The 18,350-nt window shown below is 68.3% G+C and carries 18 protein-coding genes and 1 pseudogene; 13 read left to right on the forward strand and 6 right to left on the reverse strand.

All coding sequences use genetic code 11. The features are described 5' to 3' along the window. Positions 1–175: 175 nt before the first annotated feature. The 7 genes and pseudogenes from ABOZ73_RS12440 to ABOZ73_RS12470 all read left to right on the forward strand — a co-directional run bounded on the left by ABOZ73_RS12440 (position 176) and on the right by ABOZ73_RS12470 (position 7,213). Positions 176–3,136 (forward strand): 2-oxoglutarate dehydrogenase E1 component, encoded by a 2,961-nt coding sequence (locus ABOZ73_RS12440; protein WP_369058459.1) that lies wholly within the window; start codon positions 176–178, stop codon positions 3,134–3,136. 45 nt (positions 3,137–3,181) lie between these two features. Further along, positions 3,182–3,340 (forward strand): annotated as a pseudogene (locus ABOZ73_RS12445) (biotin/lipoyl-containing protein); the annotation flags it as partial. A gap of 237 nt (positions 3,341–3,577) precedes the next feature. Beyond that, complete coding sequence (odhB, locus tag ABOZ73_RS12450) at positions 3,578–4,741, forward strand: 2-oxoglutarate dehydrogenase complex dihydrolipoyllysine-residue succinyltransferase (RefSeq protein WP_369062538.1); 1,164 nt, start codon at positions 3,578–3,580, stop codon at positions 4,739–4,741. Between the two features lie 6 nt (positions 4,742–4,747). After that, on the forward strand, positions 4,748–5,083 hold the full coding sequence (locus ABOZ73_RS12455; protein ID WP_369058460.1) for a DUF3088 domain-containing protein: 336 nt from the start codon (positions 4,748–4,750) through the stop codon (positions 5,081–5,083). Between the two features lie 24 nt (positions 5,084–5,107). Then, positions 5,108–6,508, forward strand: coding sequence for a dihydrolipoyl dehydrogenase (gene lpdA / locus ABOZ73_RS12460; protein ID WP_369058461.1), 1,401 nt, complete (start codon positions 5,108–5,110; stop codon positions 6,506–6,508). Next, positions 6,508–6,894, forward strand: coding sequence for an acyl-CoA thioesterase (locus ABOZ73_RS12465; protein ID WP_369058462.1), 387 nt, complete (start codon positions 6,508–6,510; stop codon positions 6,892–6,894). Before lpdA ends, ABOZ73_RS12465 begins: the two co-directional genes overlap by 1 nt. Before the next feature lie 55 nt (positions 6,895–6,949). Then, positions 6,950–7,213 (forward strand): hypothetical protein, encoded by a 264-nt coding sequence (locus ABOZ73_RS12470; protein ID WP_369058463.1) that lies wholly within the window; start codon positions 6,950–6,952, stop codon positions 7,211–7,213. On the opposite strand, the gene ABOZ73_RS12475 is transcribed toward ABOZ73_RS12470, so the two are convergent. Next, a complete protein-coding gene (locus ABOZ73_RS12475; protein ID WP_369058464.1) occupies positions 7,210–8,124 on the reverse strand; it encodes a tyrosine recombinase XerC in 915 nt (304 codons plus the stop codon). The genes ABOZ73_RS12470 and ABOZ73_RS12475 overlap by 4 nt on opposite strands. A gap of 13 nt (positions 8,125–8,137) precedes the next feature. Further along, positions 8,138–8,815 carry a DUF484 family protein gene (locus ABOZ73_RS12480; protein ID WP_369058465.1) on the reverse strand — a complete coding sequence of 226 codons (678 nt, stop codon included), beginning with the start codon at positions 8,813–8,815 and terminating at the stop codon, positions 8,138–8,140. 117 nt (positions 8,816–8,932) lie between these two features. Between ABOZ73_RS12480 and ABOZ73_RS12485 the strand changes: the two genes are divergently transcribed. Next, complete coding sequence (locus ABOZ73_RS12485; RefSeq protein WP_369058466.1) at positions 8,933–11,095, forward strand: primosomal protein N'; 2,163 nt, start codon at positions 8,933–8,935, stop codon at positions 11,093–11,095. Between the two features lie 56 nt (positions 11,096–11,151). Here ABOZ73_RS12485 and ABOZ73_RS12490 read toward each other — a convergent pair whose 3' ends face one another. Continuing rightward, positions 11,152–11,898: a TerC family protein gene (locus ABOZ73_RS12490; protein ID WP_369058467.1), complete on the reverse strand. Its 747-nt coding sequence runs from the start codon at positions 11,896–11,898 to the stop codon at positions 11,152–11,154. 212 nt (positions 11,899–12,110) lie between these two features. Between ABOZ73_RS12490 and ABOZ73_RS12495 the strand changes: the two genes are divergently transcribed. The 4 genes from ABOZ73_RS12495 to ABOZ73_RS12510 all read left to right on the forward strand — a co-directional run bounded on the left by ABOZ73_RS12495 (position 12,111) and on the right by ABOZ73_RS12510 (position 15,113). Beyond that, entirely contained in the window at positions 12,111–12,815 is a 705-nt protein-coding gene (locus tag ABOZ73_RS12495) for a CHAP domain-containing protein (protein WP_369058468.1), read from the forward strand. A gap of 46 nt (positions 12,816–12,861) precedes the next feature. Then, complete coding sequence (locus tag ABOZ73_RS12500; RefSeq protein ID WP_369058469.1) at positions 12,862–13,821, forward strand: magnesium transporter CorA family protein; 960 nt, start codon at positions 12,862–12,864, stop codon at positions 13,819–13,821. 69 nt (positions 13,822–13,890) lie between these two features. Next, complete coding sequence (locus ABOZ73_RS12505; protein WP_369058470.1) at positions 13,891–14,286, forward strand: pentapeptide repeat-containing protein; 396 nt, start codon at positions 13,891–13,893, stop codon at positions 14,284–14,286. Continuing rightward, positions 14,211–15,113, forward strand: a complete 903-nt coding sequence (locus ABOZ73_RS12510; protein WP_369062539.1) for a pentapeptide repeat-containing protein — start codon at positions 14,211–14,213, stop codon at positions 15,111–15,113. The genes ABOZ73_RS12505 and ABOZ73_RS12510 overlap by 76 nt, the downstream gene beginning before the upstream one ends. On the opposite strand, the gene ABOZ73_RS12515 is transcribed toward ABOZ73_RS12510, so the two are convergent. Together ABOZ73_RS12515 and ABOZ73_RS12520 are read right to left on the reverse strand one after the other, a co-directional pair. Then, the gene (locus ABOZ73_RS12515) at positions 15,110–15,946 is read right to left on the reverse strand and encodes a crotonase/enoyl-CoA hydratase family protein (protein WP_369058471.1); all 837 of its coding nucleotides are present in this window, start codon (positions 15,944–15,946) and stop codon (positions 15,110–15,112) included. The two genes, ABOZ73_RS12510 and ABOZ73_RS12515, sit on opposite strands and share 4 nt — an antisense overlap. A 66-nt stretch (positions 15,947–16,012) precedes the next feature. Then, complete coding sequence (locus tag ABOZ73_RS12520; protein ID WP_369058472.1) at positions 16,013–16,447, reverse strand: DUF488 family protein; 435 nt, start codon at positions 16,445–16,447, stop codon at positions 16,013–16,015. Between the two features lie 49 nt (positions 16,448–16,496). Here ABOZ73_RS12520 and ABOZ73_RS12525 point away from each other — a divergent pair, with 49 nt between their 5' ends. Further along, positions 16,497–17,396 (forward strand): alpha/beta fold hydrolase, encoded by a 900-nt coding sequence (locus tag ABOZ73_RS12525; RefSeq protein ID WP_369058473.1) that lies wholly within the window; start codon positions 16,497–16,499, stop codon positions 17,394–17,396. On the opposite strand, the gene ABOZ73_RS12530 is transcribed toward ABOZ73_RS12525, so the two are convergent. Beyond that, complete coding sequence (locus ABOZ73_RS12530) at positions 17,393–18,325, reverse strand: thioesterase family protein (protein WP_369058474.1); 933 nt, start codon at positions 18,323–18,325, stop codon at positions 17,393–17,395. The two genes, ABOZ73_RS12525 and ABOZ73_RS12530, sit on opposite strands and share 4 nt — an antisense overlap. Positions 18,326–18,350 lie beyond the last annotated feature (25 nt).

The raw sequence follows: 18,350 nt of genomic DNA on the forward strand, positions 1-18,350 counted from the left end.
TAATACCTATCCCCGCTTCGGCGGGGACCCAGGCTTTTTGCGACCGCCGGTCTGACGATCCGAAAAAATCACCTGGGTTCCCGCGAAAATCGGGGATGGGCCGGTGATTTGAGAGACTATCTTTACGGGGACAGGGTTAAGCCCTGTCCCCGTTAGCGGATCGAAGGCGAGCCAGATGGCGGACGACGCAGGGCTGATCAACCAGGTTTTGACCGAAACCTCCTTCCTCTACGGGGCCAATGCGGCCTTCGTGGAAGACCTTTACGCCCGGTGGGCGGCCGATCCCGGATCGGTGGAGGCCTCGTGGGCCGCCTTCTTCGCTTCCCTGAAAGATCAGGCGTCCGACGCCCAGCGCGCCGCGCAGGACCCGTCCTGGACCCCGCGCCAGGTTCCGACCGCGCGTCCTGACTGGCTTTCGGCCCTGGACGGCCAATGGCCGACCGTCGCCCCGGCCGTCGAAGCCAAGGTCGCCAAGGCGATCGAGGCCAAGGCCCCCGGCGCTTCCTCGGAAGCCGTCCGCGCCGCGACACTCGACAGCCTGCGCGCCATCATGATGATCCGCGCCTATCGCATGCGCGGTCACCTGGCGGCCAACCTCGACCCGCTGGGCCTGGACCCCAAGCAGGACGCCAGCGAACTGGATCCGGCGACCTACGGCTTCGCCGAGTCCGACTACGACCGTCCGATCTTCCTGGATTTCGTCCTGGGCCTGGAGACCGCCTCGGTCCGCCAGATCCTCGAGATCCTGCAGCGCACCTACTGCGGCAATGTCGGCGTGCAGTACATGCACATCTCCAACATCGAGGAGAAGGCCTGGCTGCAGGAGCGCATCGAGGGCCGCGACAAGGAGATCACCTTCACCAATGAAGGCAAGATCGCCATCCTCAAGAAGCTGATCGAGGCTGAGGGCTTCGAACGCTTCCTGCACAAGCGTTTCCCCGGCACCAAGCGCTTCGGCCTCGACGGCGGCGAAGCCATGGTCCCGGCCATGGAGCAGATCATCAAGCGCGGCGGCGCGCTGGGCGTGAAGGACATCGTCCTGGGCATGCCGCACCGCGGCCGCCTGAACGTGCTGGCCGCCGTGATGGGCAAGCCGTACCACGTGATCTTCCACGAGTTCCAAGGCGGCTCGTCGGTCCCCTCGGACATCGAGGGTTCGGGCGACGTGAAGTACCACATGGGCGCTTCGTCGGACCGCGAGTTCGACGACAACAAGGTCCACTTGTCGCTCACCGCCAACCCCTCGCACCTGGAAATCGTCAACCCGGTCGTCATCGGCAAGGCCCGCGCCAAGCAGGCGTTCACCCTGCGCGAACAGCCGGACTCGGGGCGCGGCCACGTCCTGCCGCTGCTGCTGCACGGCGACGCGGCCTTCGCCGGCCAGGGCGTGGTGGCCGAGTGCTTCACCTTGTCGGGCCTGAAGGGCTACCGCACGGGCGGCACCATCCACTTCATCGTCAACAACCAGATCGGCTTCACCACCAGCCCGCGCTACTCGCGCTCGTCGCCGTATCCGAGCGATGTGGCCCTGATGGTCGAGGCCCCGATCTTCCACGTGAACGGCGATGACCCCGAAGCGGTCGTCTTCGCCGCCAAGGTGGCCACGGAGTACCGCCAGCAGTTCGGCAAGGACGTGGTCATCGACATGTTCTGCTATCGCCGCTTCGGTCACAACGAAGGCGACGATCCGACCATGACGTCGCCCTTGATGTACGCCAAGATCAAGGACCACCCGTCGACCCGCGAACTCTACAGCCAGCGCCTGGCGGGCGAGGGCGTCGTCACTGACGCGCAGGTCGATCAGTGGCTGGGCGAGTTTGAGGCCTTCCTCGACGCCGAGTTCGACGCCGGCAAGAACTACAAGGCCAACAAGGCCGACTGGCTGGACGGCAAGTGGGCCGGCCTCAGCGGTCCGGGCGACGAAGACCGTCGCGGCAAGACCGAAGTGCCGCTCGCCAAGCTGAAGGACCTGGGCAAGGCGATCACCACGATCCCGTCGGGCATCGACGCCCACAAGACCGTCAAGCGCGTCATCGACGGCCGCCGCGAGGCGATCGAAAAGGGCGAGGGTCTCGACTGGGGCACCGCCGAGCATCTGGCCTTCGCCAGCCTGCTCGACGAGGGCGTGCCGGTCCGCCTGTCGGGCCAGGACTCGGTCCGCGGCACCTTCACCCAGCGCCATTCGGACGTCATCGACCAGACGACCGAAGAGCACTACACGCCGCTCAACAACATCCGCGCCGGTCAGGCCCACTACGAAGTCATCGACTCGGCCCTCTCGGAAGAGGCGGTGCTGGGCTTCGAGTACGGCTTCTCGCTGGCCGACCCGAACACCCTGACCCTGTGGGAAGGCCAGTTCGGCGACTTCGTGAACGGCGCCCAGGTGGTCATCGACCAGTTCATCAGCTCGGGCGAGCGCAAGTGGCTGCGCATGAGCGGCCTCGTGATGCTTCTTCCGCACGGCTATGAAGGCCAGGGCCCCGAGCACAGCTCGGCGCGCCTCGAGCGCTTCCTGCAGCAGTGCGCCGAAGACAACATGCAGGTCGCCAACTGCACGACGCCGGCCAACTACTTCCACATCCTGCGTCGCCAGATGCACCGGGAGTTCCGCAAGCCGCTGATCCTGATGACGCCGAAGTCGCTGCTGCGCCACAAGAAGGCGATCTCGTCGCTGGCCGACCTGGCGGAGGGCTCGGCCTTCCACCGCGTCCTGCAGGACGACGCCCAGTGGGGCCGCAACACCACCATCAAGCTCAAGTCCGACGACAAGATCCGCAAGGTCGTGATCTGCTCGGGCAAGGTCTATTACGACCTGCTGGACGAGCGCGAGAAGCGTGGCGTCGATGACGTCTACATCCTGCGCCTCGAGCAGTTCTATCCGTGGCCGATGAAGTCGATGATGACCGAGCTGGCCCGCTTCAAAAACGCCGACCTGGTCTGGTGCCAGGAAGAGCCGAAGAACATGGGCGGCTGGACCTTCGTCGATCCGTGGCTCGAACTGACGCTCGACAAGATGAAGATCAAGGCCAAGCGCGCCCGCTATGTGGGCCGCCCCGCTTCCGCCTCGACGGCTGCGGGTTTGATGAGCCGTCACGTCAAGGAACTACAAGCCTTCCTCGAAGAGGCGTTCGCCTAATCGGCGCCAACCGCACGCAGACAAGAACGAGAAATCGGAAGACCAATGGCCGACATCCTGACCCCCGCCCTGGGCGAATCCGTTAGCGAAGCCACCGTGGCGCGCTGGACCAAGAAGCCCGGCGAGGCGGTGAAGAAGGACGAGCTTCTCGTCGAGCTGGAGACCGACAAGGTCAGCCTCGAAGTCGTGGCTCCGGCCGACGGCGTGCTGGAAAGCGTCTCCGCCGGTGAAGGCGACACGGTCGTTCCGGGCACGGTTCTGGGCGTCGTGGCGGAAGGCGGCAAGGCGAGCGCCACGCCCGCTAAGCCGGCCCAATCGGCCGCCGCTCCGGCTGGCGAAGCCCAGCCCGAACCGCAAAAGGGCAAGGCCCCGCCGTCGTCCGGCCCGGTGCCGGACACCTCGGCTCCGTCGACCGGCGGCGTCGAAGTCACCACCCCCGCCATGGGCGAGAGCGTGGCCGAGGGCGTGGTCGGCAAGTGGTCCAAGAAGGCCGGCGACGCCGTGAAGAAGGACGAGGTCCTGGTCGAGATCGAGACCGACAAGGTCGCGGTCGAGGTCGCGGCTCCGTCTGACGGCGTGCTCTCCGAAATCCTCGCCGCCGAAGGCGCGGCCGTGACGCCGGGTCAGGTCCTGGCCCGCATCGCCGGCGGCGCCGCTGGCGCGGCCGCCGCGCCGAAGGCCGCTCCGGCCGCTGCTCCGGCTCCGGCCGCCGCCGCTGCTCCGTCGGCCATGCCGCTGGCTCCGTCGGTGGCGCGCATCGCCGCCGAGACCGGCCTGGACACGTCGAAGGTGACGGGCACCGGCAAGGACGGCCGCATCACCAAGGGCGACGCCCTGGCCGCCCTGGAAACCCGCGCCGCCGCCCCGGCTCCGGCCGCCGCTCCGTCGGCGCCGCGCGCCCTGCACGAGCGCGAGGAGCGGGTGAAGATGACGCGCCTGCGTCAGACCATCGCCCGTCGCCTGAAGGAAGCCCAGAACACGGCCGCCATGCTGACGACCTTCAACGAGGTCGACATGACGGCGGTCATGGCCCTGCGCGGCCAGTACAAGGACGTCTTCGAAAAGCGCCACGGCGTGAAGCTCGGCTTCATGAGCTTCTTCACCAAGGCCGTCGTCGCCGCCCTGAAGGACATTCCGGACGTCAACGCCGAGATCGACGGTCAGGACGTCATCTACAAGAACCACTACGACATCGGCGTCGCCGTCGGCACCGACAAGGGTCTGGTGGTTCCGGTCGTCCGTGACGCGGACGCCAAGAACCTGGCCGAGATCGAAAAGACCATCGGCGATCTGGGCAAGCGCGCTCGTTCGGGCCAGCTCGGCATCGACGACATGCAGGGCGGCACCTTCACGATCACCAACGGCGGCATCTACGGCTCGCTGATGTCCACGCCGATCCTCAACGCGCCGCAGTCGGGCATCCTCGGCATGCACGCGATCAAGGAGCGTGCGATGGTCATCAACGGCAAGATCGAGATCCGCCCGATGATGTACCTGGCCCTGTCCTACGATCACCGCATCGTGGACGGCGCCGGCGCCGTGACCTTCCTGGTCAAGGTGAAGGAAGCCATCGAAGACCCGCAGCGCCTGCTGCTGGAGCTCTAAGGGCCGATGGCCAGGGATACCCTCTATCTGCTGAAGGCCGGTTTCGAGGACATGGGGCAACCCTGGTTCTGCCCGGACTGCGCGACGATGGAGGGCTACCTGGCCTACTACCCGCAACTGCGCGAGGCGCTGGACGTGGTCTATGTGGACTACCCCCGGCCCCGCGCGGACATCGCCCAGCGCATCGGCGAGGCGAACCAGGGCTGTCCGGTCCTGATCCTCGCCCAGCCGGCGCAGGGCGACGAAATCCAGCAGTCGAACGGCGCCAGCTTCCTGTCGGACGCCCGCCCGATCACTCGCTATCTCGCGGCCAAGCACGACCTGTCGCCGCCGCATCCCTGACCTGAAGAAGACAAGGCAAGACCCATGGCCCAGTACGACGTCGTCATCATCGGGGGTGGTCCCGGCGGCTACAACGCCGGCATCCGCGCCGGACAACTGGGCCTGAAGGCCGCCGTCGTCGAAGGCCGCGGCAAGCTGGGCGGCACCTGCCTGAACGTCGGCTGCATGCCGTCCAAGGCCCTGCTGCACGCCTCGGAGCTCTATGAGGCTGCCGCCGGCGGCGAGTTCGCCACCCTGGGCATCGAAGTGAAGCCGAAGCTGAACCTCGACCAGATGATGAAGCAGAAGGCCGACAGCGTCGAAGGCCTGACCAAGGGCATCGAGTTCCTCTTCAAGAAGAACAAGGTCGAGTGGATCAGGGGCTGGGGCCGCATCGACGGTCCCGGCAAAGTGGTCGTGAAGGGCGAAGACGGCGCCGAGACCACGCTTGAGACCAAGCACATCGTCATCGCTACCGGCTCCGAGCCAACCCCGCTGCCGGGCGTCGAGATCGACCAGAAGCGCATCGTCGATTCCACCGGCGCCCTGAGCCTGCCGGAAGTGCCCAAGAGCCTGGTCGTCATCGGCGCCGGCGTCATCGGCCTGGAGCTGGGTTCGGTGTGGCGTCGGCTGGGCGCGGAAGTGACCGTGGTCGAATTCCTCGACCGCATCCTGCCGGGCACCGACGAAGAGACCGCCAAGACCTTCCAGCGTTCGCTGCAGAAGCAGGGCTTCGGCTTCAAGCTGGGCGCCAAGGTCACTGGCGCGAAGAACACCGGCAAGGGCGTCGAGCTGTCCGTCGAGCCCGTCGCCGGCGGCGCGGCCGAGACTATCAAGGCCGACTATGTCCTGGTCGCCATCGGCCGCCGTCCCTACACCAAGGGCCTGGGTCTGGAGACGGTCGGCGTCCAGACCGACAAGCGCGGCGTCATCGCCAACGATCACTACAAGACCGGCGCCCAGAACGTGTGGGTGGTCGGCGACGTGACCACCGGCCCGATGCTCGCCCACAAGGCCGAGGACGAGGCCGTGGCCTGCATCGAGCTGATCGCCGGCAAGGCCGGCCACATGAACTACGACATCATTCCGGGCGTGATCTACACGAAACCGGAAGTGGCCACGGTCGGCAAGACCGAGGAAGACCTGAAGGCCGCGGGCGTCGCCTACAAGGTCGGCAAGTTCCCCTTCGCCGCCAACAGCCGCGCCAAGATCAACCATGAGAACGAGGGCTTCGTGAAGGTTCTGGCCGACGCCAAGACCGACCGCATCCTCGGCGTCCACATGGTCGGCCCGAACGTCGGGGACATGATCGCCGAATACTGCGTGGCCATGGAGTTCTCGGCGGCGTCTGAAGACGTGGCCCGCACCTGCCACCCGCACCCGACCCGCTCCGAAGCCCTGCGCCAGGCGGCCATGGGCGTCGAAGGCTGGACGATGCAGGCCTGATGAGCCAAGAGCGACCGCCCGAGGAAGCCCCGGTCATCCGGGTGGTCGCCATGCCCGCCGACGCCAATCCGGCGGGCGATATCTTCGGCGGCTGGCTGATGAGCTGGATGGACTTGGCCGCCGGCACCGTGGCGGCCCGCCGATCTCGCGGCCGGGCGGCGACCATCGCCGTCGACTCCATGACCTTCCTGCGGCCCGTGATCGTCGGCGACGAGGTCAGCTTCTACGCCGACCTGGTCGCCAGCGGCCGCACGTCCATGAAGATCCACGTGGAAGCCTGGCGCCGTCATCGCGAGGGCGAGGAGACCCACAAGGTCACCGAGGCGACCTTCACCTTCGTGGCCCTGGGCGCGGACCGCAAGCCGCGCGAACTGCCTGAGGCTTAAGCCGCTTTCCCGTTCAAGTTCTGGTGGTATCGTGCCTCGTCCGAGGGAGACCGCCATGCTGACTATCGCCCTACTCGCCGCTGTCGCGGGCCAGCCGGCCTATCAGCCCGCCGAAAACAATCGCCCTGTTCCGGCCTGCATCGCCCGCCAAGTTATCCCTGCGGTGCAGAAGACCCCAGACCAACGCCTTCGGGCATCGCGTCTCGGCGAACTGCCCAACGGTGTGATGGAATTGACCGTTGATCGTCGCGTCGATGGCTGCCCGGCCCCGGTGATTGTCCGCAACGACGCGGAACGGAACCTCCGCACGCGCCGCTAGGCGCGCGGATGCGCCTTGCCGTAGGCCGCCAGCAGGCCCGCGGCGTCCACTTGTGTGTAGCGCTGCGTCGTCGACAGCGAGGCGTGGCCCAGCAGTTCCTGGATGACCCGCAGGTCCGCCCCCGCCCCCAGCAGATGGGTGGCGAAGCTATGACGCAGGGCGTGCGGTGTGGCGCTGTCGGGCAGGCCCAGCCGCCCGCGCAGCTTCTGCATCAGCGCCTGCACGTGGCGCGGGCTCAGCGGCCCGCCGCGCTTGGCGCGGAACAGCGGCTCGTCCGGTGAAAGGCTGTAGGGCAGGGCGGCGACATAGGCGTCCACCGCTTCCCGCACCTGGGGCAGTACCGGCGACAGGCGGGTCTTGCCGCCCTTGCCCGTGATGCGCAGACTGGACGGCAGTGGCGCGTCCCGCCGCAGCAGTGACAGCCCCTCCGAAATCCGCAGGCCGCACCCCCACAGCAGGGTCAGCACCGCCTCGTCGCGCAGCGTCTCCCAATCCTCTCGATCGGGATCGAGCGAGGCCTCGACGATCAGGCCGCGCGCGGCGTCCTCTGAGACCGGGCGTGGCGCGCCGGGAACCACCTTCGGCCCCTTCACCAGGGCGATGGCGGCGTTGGGCGTCTCCAGCCGCCGGTCGAGGAAGCCGTGGAAGGTGCGAATGGACGACAGGGCCTGGGACAGCGATCGCGGCGACAGGGCCTGCTCCCCCTGCCGGCGATGGGCCAGATAGGCGCGGATGTCCCCCGCGCTCAGCTTGCCCAGATCGGCCAGCGACACTGCGCCGCCCTGATGCCGCTCCAGGAAGTTCAAATAGGCCAGGATGTTGTCGCCATAGGCCCGCACGGTGCGGGGCGAGGCGCGCTTCTCGTGCGTCAGGTGCTCCAGCCAGGCGGCCAGAGCCTCCCGCGCATTCACAGATCACCTATGCTCAAAGAACGGGCCACCGCTCCGCCGTGCGCATGGTCACTTCGGCGAGGAACGCGACCAGCTCCGCGCCCATGTCAGGGGTGAAGCCGTCTTCCTCGGGCGAGCCGAAGGCCAGGATCGCCTGGCGGGTGTCGCCCCACAGGCCCATGCGGACCATGGCCATGCTGCGCACCTGCTCGGCCTTGTCGCCGAACAGGGCCAGGGCCGGGAAGTGGAAGCCCATGCGCCAGCCGCGGCCGTCCAGGATCATGTCCACCTGGCTCTCAACCAGCGGGAACCAGCCGGCGGGCACGCGCTCGGGGCCCTCCAGGGCGATGGCGCCGGCCGACAGGCCGAAGCGGCCCACGGCCAGGTCGTCGATGCGGACGGCGAGGTCCGAATGATTGCGGGCCTCTAAGATGTCGATCACCGCCGCGTGGGTCTGGGCCTGGGCGGCGAAGTTGGCGCGAGCCGTGGCCTCCAGCTGGCGGCGGGCGGTGGTCTCGCGCTTGTGGGCGGCGTTGACGCGCGCCAGGGCGGCGGGACCGAAGTCGACCAGATTGGCCGCGTCCAGGCGCAGGCCCAAGTCCTTCAGCAGGTCGAAATCGTCGCGCACGAAGCCGGGTTCGGCGCGGAGGAAATCGCGCACCATCTCTGCTTCGAGGTCCGGAAGGGCATAGGCCCGCGTCGCGTCGCTCATCTGCGCCTCACTGGAATACAACCGCACCATGTAGCGCCCATTGCGGTTAACACGCGCTTGACGATGAACGAGACGGCCTCGACGGCGAGGGATTTATCCCCCATGTGAGGGCCGACCATGCCGCGCGTCGCCTCCATCCTCCTGCCCATGCCGCTGCCCGAGGCGTTCGATTATTTCGAGCCCGAGGGCATGGATCTGGCCGTCGGCGATCACGTCGCCGCGCCCCTGGGACCGCGCCTGATGCACGGGGTCGTCACAGAGCTGCGCGACGGCGCGGGGATGAACCGGCCGCTGAAAAGCGTGGCCGAAAAGCTGGAAGGTCCGCCCCTGCCGCCGGGCACCCTGGCCTTCGTGCAATGGGCGGCGCGCTATTCCGTCGACGCCCCCGGCTGGCCGCTGGCCATCGCGCTGCGCGGGCTGCGGGCCGCGCCGCCGAAACCCGAACGCCTGATCGTCGCCACCGGCAAGTCGCCGGCCCGCTCCACTCCCGCCCGCACCAAGGTGATCGAGACCCTCGGCGACCGCCAAATGCAGGGCGCGGCCCTGGCCGCCGAGGCCGGCGTCTCGGCCGGGGTGGTCAAGGGGCTGGTGGACGAGGGCGTGCTGGATGTGCGGCTGATCGAGACCCACCTCAACCCGCCGCCGCCCGACCTGAGCCTGCCGGCCTCCCAGCTCAATCCCAGCCAGGCCGCCTCGGCCAAGGCCCTGGGCGACCTGTTCGGCGCGGGCGGCTTCCAGTCCGCCCTGCTCGACGGGGTCACCGGCTCGGGCAAGACCGAGGTCTATCTGGAGGCGGTCGCCAAGGCGCTGGAGGAAGACCCCGACGCCCAGATCCTGATCCTGCTGCCCGAGATCGCCCTGACCCAGGCGGTCATCGCCCGCTTCGAGGCCCGCTTCGGCGCGCCGCCCTGCGAGTGGCACAGCGCCGTGACACCGCCCCGCCGTCGGCGGACCTGGGAGGCGGTGGCCGCCGGCTCCGCCCGCATCGTCATCGGCGCCCGCTCGGCCCTGTTCCTGCCGTTCAAGAAACTGCGGATGATCGTGGTCGATGAGGAGCACGACGGCTCCTACAAGCAGGACGAGGGCTTCATCTACCAGGCCCGCGACCTGGCCGTGGCGCGCGCCAAGCTGGAAGGGGCGCTGGTCGTCCTGGCCTCGGCCACCCCGTCCATGGAGACCCTGTGGAACGCCCAGGCGGGGCGTTACCGCTGGCTGCGCCTGTCCGAACGCCACGGCGCGGCCCGCCTGCCGGACGTGTCCCTTATCGACCTGCGCCAGACCCCGCCGGAGCGGGACCGCTGGCTGTCGCCGCCCCTGATCCGGGCCATGGGCGAGACCCTGGCCCGAAGCGAGCAGTCCCTGCTGTTCCTCAATCGCCGGGGCTATGCGCCCCTGGTCCTGTGCCGCGCTTGCGGCGAGCGAATGACCGCGCCCGACACCGATAGCTGGTTGGTGGAGCACCGCTATACCGGCCGCCTGGTCTGCCACCTGACCGGCTTCTCCATGAAGAAGCCTGACGCCTGCCCGCATTGCGGCGCCAAGGACAGCCTGGTCTCCATCGGCCCCGGCGTGGAGCGGGTGCAGGAGGAGGCGCAGAGCCTGTTCCCCGACGCCCGCGTGGCGGTGTTCTCGTCCGACACGGTGTTCGACGCCGCAGGCGCCCGGGCGCTGGTGGAGAGCATGGCCCAGGGCGAGATCGACATCCTGGTCGCCACCCAGGCGGCGGCCAAGGGCCACAACTTCCCCAACCTGACGCTGGTGGGGGTGGTGGACGCCGACCTCGGCCTGCGCGGCGGAGACCTGCGGGCGGGGGAGCGGACCTTCCAGCTCCTGGCCCAGGCGGCGGGGCGGGCGGGGCGTCACGACAAGCCCGGCCGCGCCATGCTGCAGACCTACGCGCCGGAGCACCCGGTGATGCAGGCCTTGGCCGCCCAGGATCGCGAGGCCTTCATCGACGCCGAGATGGCGGCGCGGGAGATCGCCGGCCTGCCGCCCTACGGCCGTCTGGCGGCCATCGTCCTGTCCAGCGAAAACGCTCAGGCGCTGGAGGCCTACGCCCGCGCCCTGGCCGCGGCCGCGCCCAACGCCGAGGGGGTGGAGGTGTTCGGTCCGGCCGATGCGCCGCTCAGCCTGATCCGAGGGCGGCGGCGCAAGCGGCTGCTGGTCCGGGCCGACCGCAACATCGACCTGCAGGGCTATCTGTCGACCTGGAAGGCGCGGGCCAAGCCGCCCAACGCGGTGCGCCTGACCATCGACGTCGATCCCTACAGCTTCCTGTAGGCGCAACGGAAAAGGGCGGACCTCGCGGCCCGCCCTTCAAGTCCGTCAATGCTGCGTCAGTGTTTTTGCGCGGGCTTTCGCCGGGCCAGCATGTTTAGGGCCTCGACCCCGGCCGAGAAGGCCATGGCCGCGTAGATGTAACCCTTGGGCACGTGATAGCCGAAGCCGTCGGCGATCAGCACCATCCCGATCATCAGCAGGAAGCCGAGGGCCAGCATCACCACGGTCGGGTTCTTGTTGATGAAGTTGGCCAGCGGGTCGGCGGCCAGAAGCATCACCACCACCGCGACGATCACGGCGATCATCATCACCGGCAGGTGCTCGGTCATGCCGACGGCGGTCAGGATGGAGTCGATCGAGAATACGATGTCCAGCAGGATGATCTGCACGATGGCCGAGCCGACATTGGTCACGGCGGCCGTCGCGGGCGTCTTGTCTAGGATCGCGTCGGAAGGGGCGGGGTCCACGCTGTGGTGGATTTCCTTGGTCGCCTTCCACACCAGGAACAGGCCGCCGGCGATCAGGATGATGTCGCGCCAGCTGAACTCATTGCCGAAGAGAGCGAAGGCCGGCGCGGTCAGGCCGACGATCCAGGCGATCGCCGACAGCAGGCCCAGGCGCATCACCAGCGCCAGGCCGATGCCCAGGCGGCGAACCTTCTGGCGGTTGGCTTCCGGCAGCTTGTTGGAGAGGATCGAGATGAAGATGAGGTTGTCGATGCCCAGGACCACCTCCATCACGATGAGGGTCACAAGGGCGGCCCATACGGCCGGATCAGCGGCGAGGGCGAGAAGGTCGGTCATCAGGGATCGGCCTATTCTGAAGGCGTGAGAGTGGAAGCTATCTAAGCTTGTCTATTGGAAGAGCCCAAGAGGGCGGGAAGAGAATCGCGATTTTTGCGGTGAAGCTCCCCATGGTTTCCACAGGGTTAATCGGCTGCGACCGTAAACCCTCTTTTCATAAGTTCGTGAGACGGTTACCCCTTAACCCGAGTATCGCGGGGGAGTACCCGAACATGCGTCAACGGACGAGAGCCGGTATCGGCTCCCTGGCCGCCGCTTTGTTTTTGAGCCTCGTGCCGTTCTCCGGCGCCGTGGCCGACGGCTACTGGCAGTGCGTACCGTTCGCACGCCTGATCTCCGGCATTCAGATTTTCGGCGACGCGCGCACTTGGTGGGGCCAGGCGCGCGGCCGCTACGAGACCGGCTATACCCCCAAGGCCGGTTCGGTCCTTTGCTTCCAGCCCACGGGCCGCATGCGCCTGGGCCACGTCGCCGTCGTCAGCCAGGTGCTGACCGACCGCGTCATCCAGATCACCCACGCCAACTGGTCCGTCATCGAGGGCACGCGCGGCAAGGTGGAGAAGGACGTCACCGTCGTCGACGTCTCCCCGCAGGGTGACTGGTCCGCTGTGAAGGTCTGGTACGACCCGGCCCGCGACCTGGGCTCGACCGTCTATCCGACCCACGGCTTCATCTATCAGAACGCCCAGGCCATCGCCGTCGCTTCGGCCAGCGAGAAGGTCGGCAAGGCCGGCTCCGCGGCCATGGCCATGGCCCAGTCGGCCGTGGGCACGGTCAGCGCCGCTGTCCGTCCGGGCGCCTCGCCGTTCGGCCTGATCACCCAGGCCGCCGACGCCACCGACCGCATCGCCGCCCTGATCGCCGCCGCGACGACCCAGGGTCCGCCGAGCGCCGACGAACGCGACGGCCCGCGTTGACGTTGTCTCCAGGCTCGGGCGATAGCCGGAGCCTGGGAGGCCGTTCATGCTGAAACTCCTTCGCCGTAGCGACGCCGGGCTGGAATGTCCGCTGCTGACCGATGACTGGACACTGCCCAGCGACGCGGTCTGGATCGACCTGATCGAGCCCAAGCGCGACGAGGAGCTGGCGGTCGAGAAGGCGCTCGGCCTCCTGCTGCCGACCCGCGAGGACATGGCCGAGATCGAGGCCTCGTCCCGCATTTATCAGGAGCAGGGCGCGACCTTCCTGACGGCCTCGATCCTGGTCAACAGCGACGCCGACCTGCCCAGCATCGCCCCGATCACCTTCGTCCTGGCGGGCGAGCGTCTGATCACCATCCGCTATGGCGAGCCGAGGGCCTTCGCCATCTACGCCGCCCAGGCCGAGCTGCAGCAGCCGCCCCATCCGGACGGCGCGGCGATCATGGTCGCCATCCTCGACGCCGTGGTCGACCGCATCGCCGACATCCTGGAACGCACCGCCGCCGAGGTGGAGGACGTCTCCGCCACCATCTTCCGCGCGACCAAGGCCGCCAACTTCCAGCCGATCATCAATCGCCTTGGCAAGGCGCAGATGACCGGGGCCAAGGCTCGCGAAAGCCTGGTCAGCCTGTCGCGTCTTGTCAGCTATGCGACCATCACCGGCCAGATGGAGATGGACGCCGACCTGCTGGACCGGGTGAAGACCCTGCAGCGGGACATCCAGTCCCTGACGGACCATGCCGGCTACCTGGCGGGCAACGTCACTTTCTTGCTGGATGCGGCGTTGGGGCTGATCAACATCGAGCAGAACTCGATCATCAAGATGTTCTCGATCTTCACGGTGGCCCTGCTGCCGCCAACCCTGATCGGAGCGATCTACGGGATGAACTTCGAGCACATGCCGGAACTACGCTGGATGGGCGGCTATCCTTTGGCGCTGGGGCTGATGCTGATCTCGGCCGTGCTGCCGCTGGTCTGGTTTCGCCGAAAAGGCTGGTTTTAGAGCGACTTGCGCAATATGGGTTGGCCGCGACGGTAGATCGTCGTTCGGGGAACCATCGGTCGATTTGTGATGCGAGGCGCGCCCAGCCTTCTGCACAGGATGGACGTCGGCGCCGTACGGGCGGCGATCGAGGCGCATGAGCGCTATCTGACGGGCCGCCGCAACGGCCGCCGCGCCTGCCTGGCCTATGTCGATCTTTCCGCCTTCGACCTCAGCGGCGCGAACCTGACCGAGGCCGACCTGACCGGCGCGGTGCTGGAAGGGGCTGACCTCAGCGGCGCCCAGCTGGAGCGGGCCAGCCTCTATGGCGCGGACTTGCGCGACGCTGATCTTCGTCACTGTGACCTCAGCCGCTCCGACCTGCGCGGCGCCTGCCTGCGGGGGCGAACCTGTCCGGCGCCGACCTGCGGGGCTGCGACTTGCGCGAGGGGCGCACGGCCCTGCACGACGCCCGCCAGGGACTGAAGTTGCTGAAACACGGCAAGCGGCCGGGGGAGCTGGACTACGCCGTCCTGCACGGCGCCGACCTCTCGGGCGCGCGCATGGCCGGGACCTCGGCCCGGGCGGCGGACTTCACTGACGCCTGCCTGGCCGGCGCATCCCTGCGCGGCGCCAAGTTGGGCAAGGCGGTGCTGGATGGGGCGGACCTGTCCAAGGCCGACATCGCCCAGGCCGATCTCAGCGGCGCGTCGCTCAAGCGCGCCAACCTGGCCGAGGCGGAGCTGACCGGCGCGCGCCTGACCGACGCCGACCTCAGCGACGTCCTGCGCGAGCCGCCGACCGTGGTCTATATCGACGACGAGCCGCTGGAGGACATCCTCGCGCAGCATGAGCGCTGGCGCCTGACCGACGGGCGCGAAGGGCGTCCGGCGCGCCTGCCGCCAGTGGACTTCCGCGTGGTTCGCCAACTGAATGGGCGCAAGCTGACCGCCCTGGTGGCGCCACAGGCGGTGATGTTCGGGATCAATCTCGAAGGAGCGGAGCTGCAGGGCTGCGACCTGTCCGGGGCCGACCTGCGCGGCGCCCGGCTCAAGGACGCAGACCTGCGCGGCGCGCGGCTGACCGGCGCCCGCATGACCCGCGCGGACCTGCGCGGGGCCAATCTGGGGCCCCTGTGCATCGCGGAGGGCCGCTTCATCCGCGCCGACCTGATCCGCGCCGTCCTGCGCCACGCCGACCTGCGGGGCGCGGTGGCGCATCGCGCGCGCTTCCTGGAAGCCGACACCGCCCACGCCCGCTTCGATGGCGCGGACCTCAGGGACGCCGAGTTCGACGTCCCTTCCGGATCCTAGAGCTCCTTGGTCAGGGGCAGCAGGTCCGGATAGACCGGCTCACGGTTCTCCTGCTTGGCCTTGAAGGACTCCGCCATGTGCGCGCCGGCGAACATGCCGGTCTGCCAGGTGGCGATATAGTCCAGGCTGTCATTGATGGAATGGTCGCGGGCGTAGTTGATCATCACCTTCGACCCAGCCACGGCCAGGGGCGACTTCGAAGCGATCTCCCGCGCCGTCTCCAGGGCGTGGGCGACCAGGTCGTCGTGAGTGTCGAACACCTCGTTGACCAGGCCGATCTCCTTGGCCTTCTGAGCCGGCAGGCGGCGGCCGGTATAGGCCAGCTCCCGAACCCAACCCTCGGGGATCAGCTTGCACAGGCGCGGGAAGGTGCCCACGTCGGCGGTCATGCCGATGTTGATCTCCTGGATCACGAAGAAGGCGTCGGCGCTGGCGTAGCGGATGTCGCAGGCGCTGGTCATGTCCACCGCGCCGCCGATACAGCCTCCCTGGATGGCGACGATCACCGGCATGCGGGCCTTGTCCAGGCAGCTGAAGGTGTCCTGCAGAGCGTGAACCTTGCGCCGGAACGCCTCGCCGGAAACGTGGCGGTCCGCGCCGCCGCTGTTTCCGATGCCGTCGAACACCGACAGATCCATGCCTGCGGAGAAGTGTTTGCCGGTGGACGAGATGACGATGCAGCGCGCCTTGGCGTTGCAGTCTATGTCCTCGATGATCGCCGGCAGCTGATGCCAGAACGCACGGTTCATGGCGTTCATGGCCTTGGGCCTGGCCAGCTGGATGTGCGCCACGCCGTCGGCGATCTCGACCTTGAAGCAACTGGGCTCGGACAAGTGTTCCCCCATCTTGTTGACGCCTCCCATCGTTATGTTTGTTGGACGAGAGCCTATCCGGCGGTTTCAGAGATCGACAACCTCGCATTTCAGTTGCGCCCGCAGCTTGTCGGCGAGAATGGCGCGATGGCAGTCGCAGGCACGGTCCTCGTAGCAGAGCAGGGCGCTGGGCTTGTCGACCGCCAGTTCCTCCGCCTTCTTCAGCGCCAGCTGGGCTTCCGGCTCCTGCATGTGGCGCTCGAAGATGTCGCGCATCTCGTCCGTTCGGCCCGCCCGAGCGGCGTCGCGACCAGCCTTGGGCGTGCCCAGGGGGCGCAGGTGGACGTACTCGATCCCGGCCTCGTTCAGGCTGGCGGCCAGCAGGCTCTTGGAGAACCCGGCCTTGCGGGACGAGGCGATGGCGCGCACGTCGATCACCCGTTTGACGCCGCCGGCCTTCAGGCGGTCGATCATGCCGGCTTGGGTGTCGGTCTCGTAGCCCACGGTGAAGATGGGGTGCATCGGGCCTCCCGTGCGGTGTAAGAGCGCGTTTCGATTGGAGACTGCACCCATGGGCGAAGCCGCCGCAAGCGACACCGGATTCCAGCGGCGGACCTTCACCGTGCCCGGCGGGACGATGACGGGCCTGGAATTCGGGCCGGCGGATCGGCCCATCGACGTGGTCTTCCTGAACGCCAACGGCTTCAACGCCATGACCTACCGGTCGATCCTGGCTCCGCTGAAGACCCTGCGGATTCTGGCGGTGGACCAGCGCGGCCATGGCCACACCAACCTGCCGCTGAAGCAAACTCCGCGCCCGTCGTGGAACGACCTTCGCGACGATCTGCTGGCGCTGCTGGACGTCATCGGCGGCACTACGCCGGTGCTGGCTGGGCATTCGATGGGCGGCACGGCCAGTCTGCTGGCGGCGGCGAAGCGCCCAGGCGCGGCGCGGGGCCTGGTCCTGCTCGATCCGGTGGTGACGCCCCGGGCGGCCTGGTGGGCGGCGCAGCTCCCATGGGCGGCCTCCGCGGCCCTGAAAGGGTTTCCCCTGGCCAAGGCCGCCGTGCGCCGCCGGGACCGCTTTCCTGACCGCGACACGGCCTTCGCCGGCTATCACGGTCGCGGGGCCTTCAAGACCTGGTCGGACGAGATGCTGCGCGACTATCTGGAGGACGGCCTGATCCCCACCGGCGAGGGCGACCTGAAACTGGCCTGCCCGCCAGCGTGGGAAGCGTCCAACTACGCCGCCCAGGGCCATGACAGCTGGGGCGCGCTGCGCCGGATCACCGTCCCGACCCGCATCCTGCGGGCGGAGCGTCATTCGACCTGCAGCCTGACCGAAGGCTCGCCCCTGCTGGCGCGCAAGCCGAACATTTCGCTTAGCACCATCGCCGGCACAGGCCACTTCATCGCCATGGAGCGCCCGGATCTGGTGCGCGAGGCGCTGACCGCCGCCGCAGCCGCCTAGCGGCTCAGGCCAGGGATCGACAGCACCGCGACCGCCTCGCGGGCGGCGTCGGTGACGGCCACCAGTTTGCGGGCGTCCAGGTCGAAGGCGGCCACCACGGCCAGGGCCGAGCCAAGGGGCGCGCCGGTGTCCGGGTCCAGCAGCCAGTGAATGACCTCGAAGGTGCGGGTCTGCGCGCCCAGCACGCCCGAGCGCAGTTCGAACCGCTGGCCGGCGCGGGGCCAGCTGGTGAAGGTCTGGTGCAGCTCCAGCACCGCCCCGCCGACGCGGGCCGGTTGCTGCTCGGCATGCTCGATGATGGCGGCGCGCGGCGCGCCGACGACAAAGGCCGCGCCGTCCGAGACGCGGCCGATATAGACCTCAGGCCGCATGCGCCCGAACACGTCGCAGTCCTGCGGTCCGATCACGCCCAGGCCGATGCGGCCAAGGCCCAGCTCGTCCGCCTTGACCAGGCTGGCCTGGCTTTTGAACGGGGCGATGTCGATGCTGCGGGGACGGGCGGCCTCCGGGATCTGGACGCGCAGGCCCTCGACCTTGGCCAGGGCCGCGGCCGGCCACGGGAAGGCCTCCCCCAGGCGGGTGGCGTGGACCACGCTGATCTGGAAGGTGGCGGCCGGCGCGCCGTCCCTATGCCGCATGATCAGCACCAGCCGCGCCTGGGTCTCGTCCAGTTCGGCGACGCCGCCCTCGATGGTCAGCAGGGTTCCGGCATGCGCCTCGCGCAGGAAGCGGACGTGGATGTCGCGGACGATCAGGGTGGCGTTGGCGTTGGCCGTGAAGGCGGCGGGCATGCCCATGGCGGCGGCCAGACCGGCGACGCCCTCCATGGCCTTGGCGACGTAGAAGCGCACGTTCATGTGCCCCATCTCGTCGCATTCCCAGGTGTTGACGCCGCCGCGCCAGACCTCGATCCCCGTCTGCTCGCTCACGGTCGTCCCCCAGACTTGAAGTCGT

The sequence above is a fragment of the Caulobacter sp. 73W genome (assembly GCF_041021955.1).
Lineage (GTDB): Bacteria > Pseudomonadota > Alphaproteobacteria > Caulobacterales > Caulobacteraceae > Caulobacter.

Coding starts and splice junctions, on each gene's coding strand:
- ABOZ73_RS12440 (WP_369058459.1), top strand. CDS start 176: ATGGCGGACGACGCAGGGCTGATCAACCAGGTTTTGACCGAAACCTCC.
- odhB (WP_369062538.1), top strand. CDS start 3,578: ATGGGCGAGAGCGTGGCCGAGGGCGTGGTCGGCAAGTGGTCCAAGAAG.
- ABOZ73_RS12455 (WP_369058460.1), top strand. CDS start 4,748: ATGGCCAGGGATACCCTCTATCTGCTGAAGGCCGGTTTCGAGGACATG.
- lpdA (WP_369058461.1), top strand. CDS start 5,108: ATGGCCCAGTACGACGTCGTCATCATCGGGGGTGGTCCCGGCGGCTAC.
- ABOZ73_RS12465 (WP_369058462.1), top strand. CDS start 6,508: ATGAGCCAAGAGCGACCGCCCGAGGAAGCCCCGGTCATCCGGGTGGTC.
- ABOZ73_RS12470 (WP_369058463.1), top strand. CDS start 6,950: ATGCTGACTATCGCCCTACTCGCCGCTGTCGCGGGCCAGCCGGCCTAT.
- ABOZ73_RS12480 (WP_369058465.1), bottom strand. CDS start 8,815: ATGAGCGACGCGACGCGGGCCTATGCCCTTCCGGACCTCGAAGCAGAG.
- ABOZ73_RS12485 (WP_369058466.1), top strand. CDS start 8,933: ATGCCGCGCGTCGCCTCCATCCTCCTGCCCATGCCGCTGCCCGAGGCG.
- ABOZ73_RS12490 (WP_369058467.1), bottom strand. CDS start 11,898: ATGACCGACCTTCTCGCCCTCGCCGCTGATCCGGCCGTATGGGCCGCC.
- ABOZ73_RS12495 (WP_369058468.1), top strand. CDS start 12,111: ATGCGTCAACGGACGAGAGCCGGTATCGGCTCCCTGGCCGCCGCTTTG.
- ABOZ73_RS12500 (WP_369058469.1), top strand. CDS start 12,862: ATGCTGAAACTCCTTCGCCGTAGCGACGCCGGGCTGGAATGTCCGCTG.
- ABOZ73_RS12505 (WP_369058470.1), top strand. CDS start 13,891: ATGCGAGGCGCGCCCAGCCTTCTGCACAGGATGGACGTCGGCGCCGTA.
- ABOZ73_RS12520 (WP_369058472.1), bottom strand. CDS start 16,447: ATGCACCCCATCTTCACCGTGGGCTACGAGACCGACACCCAAGCCGGC.
- ABOZ73_RS12525 (WP_369058473.1), top strand. CDS start 16,497: ATGGGCGAAGCCGCCGCAAGCGACACCGGATTCCAGCGGCGGACCTTC.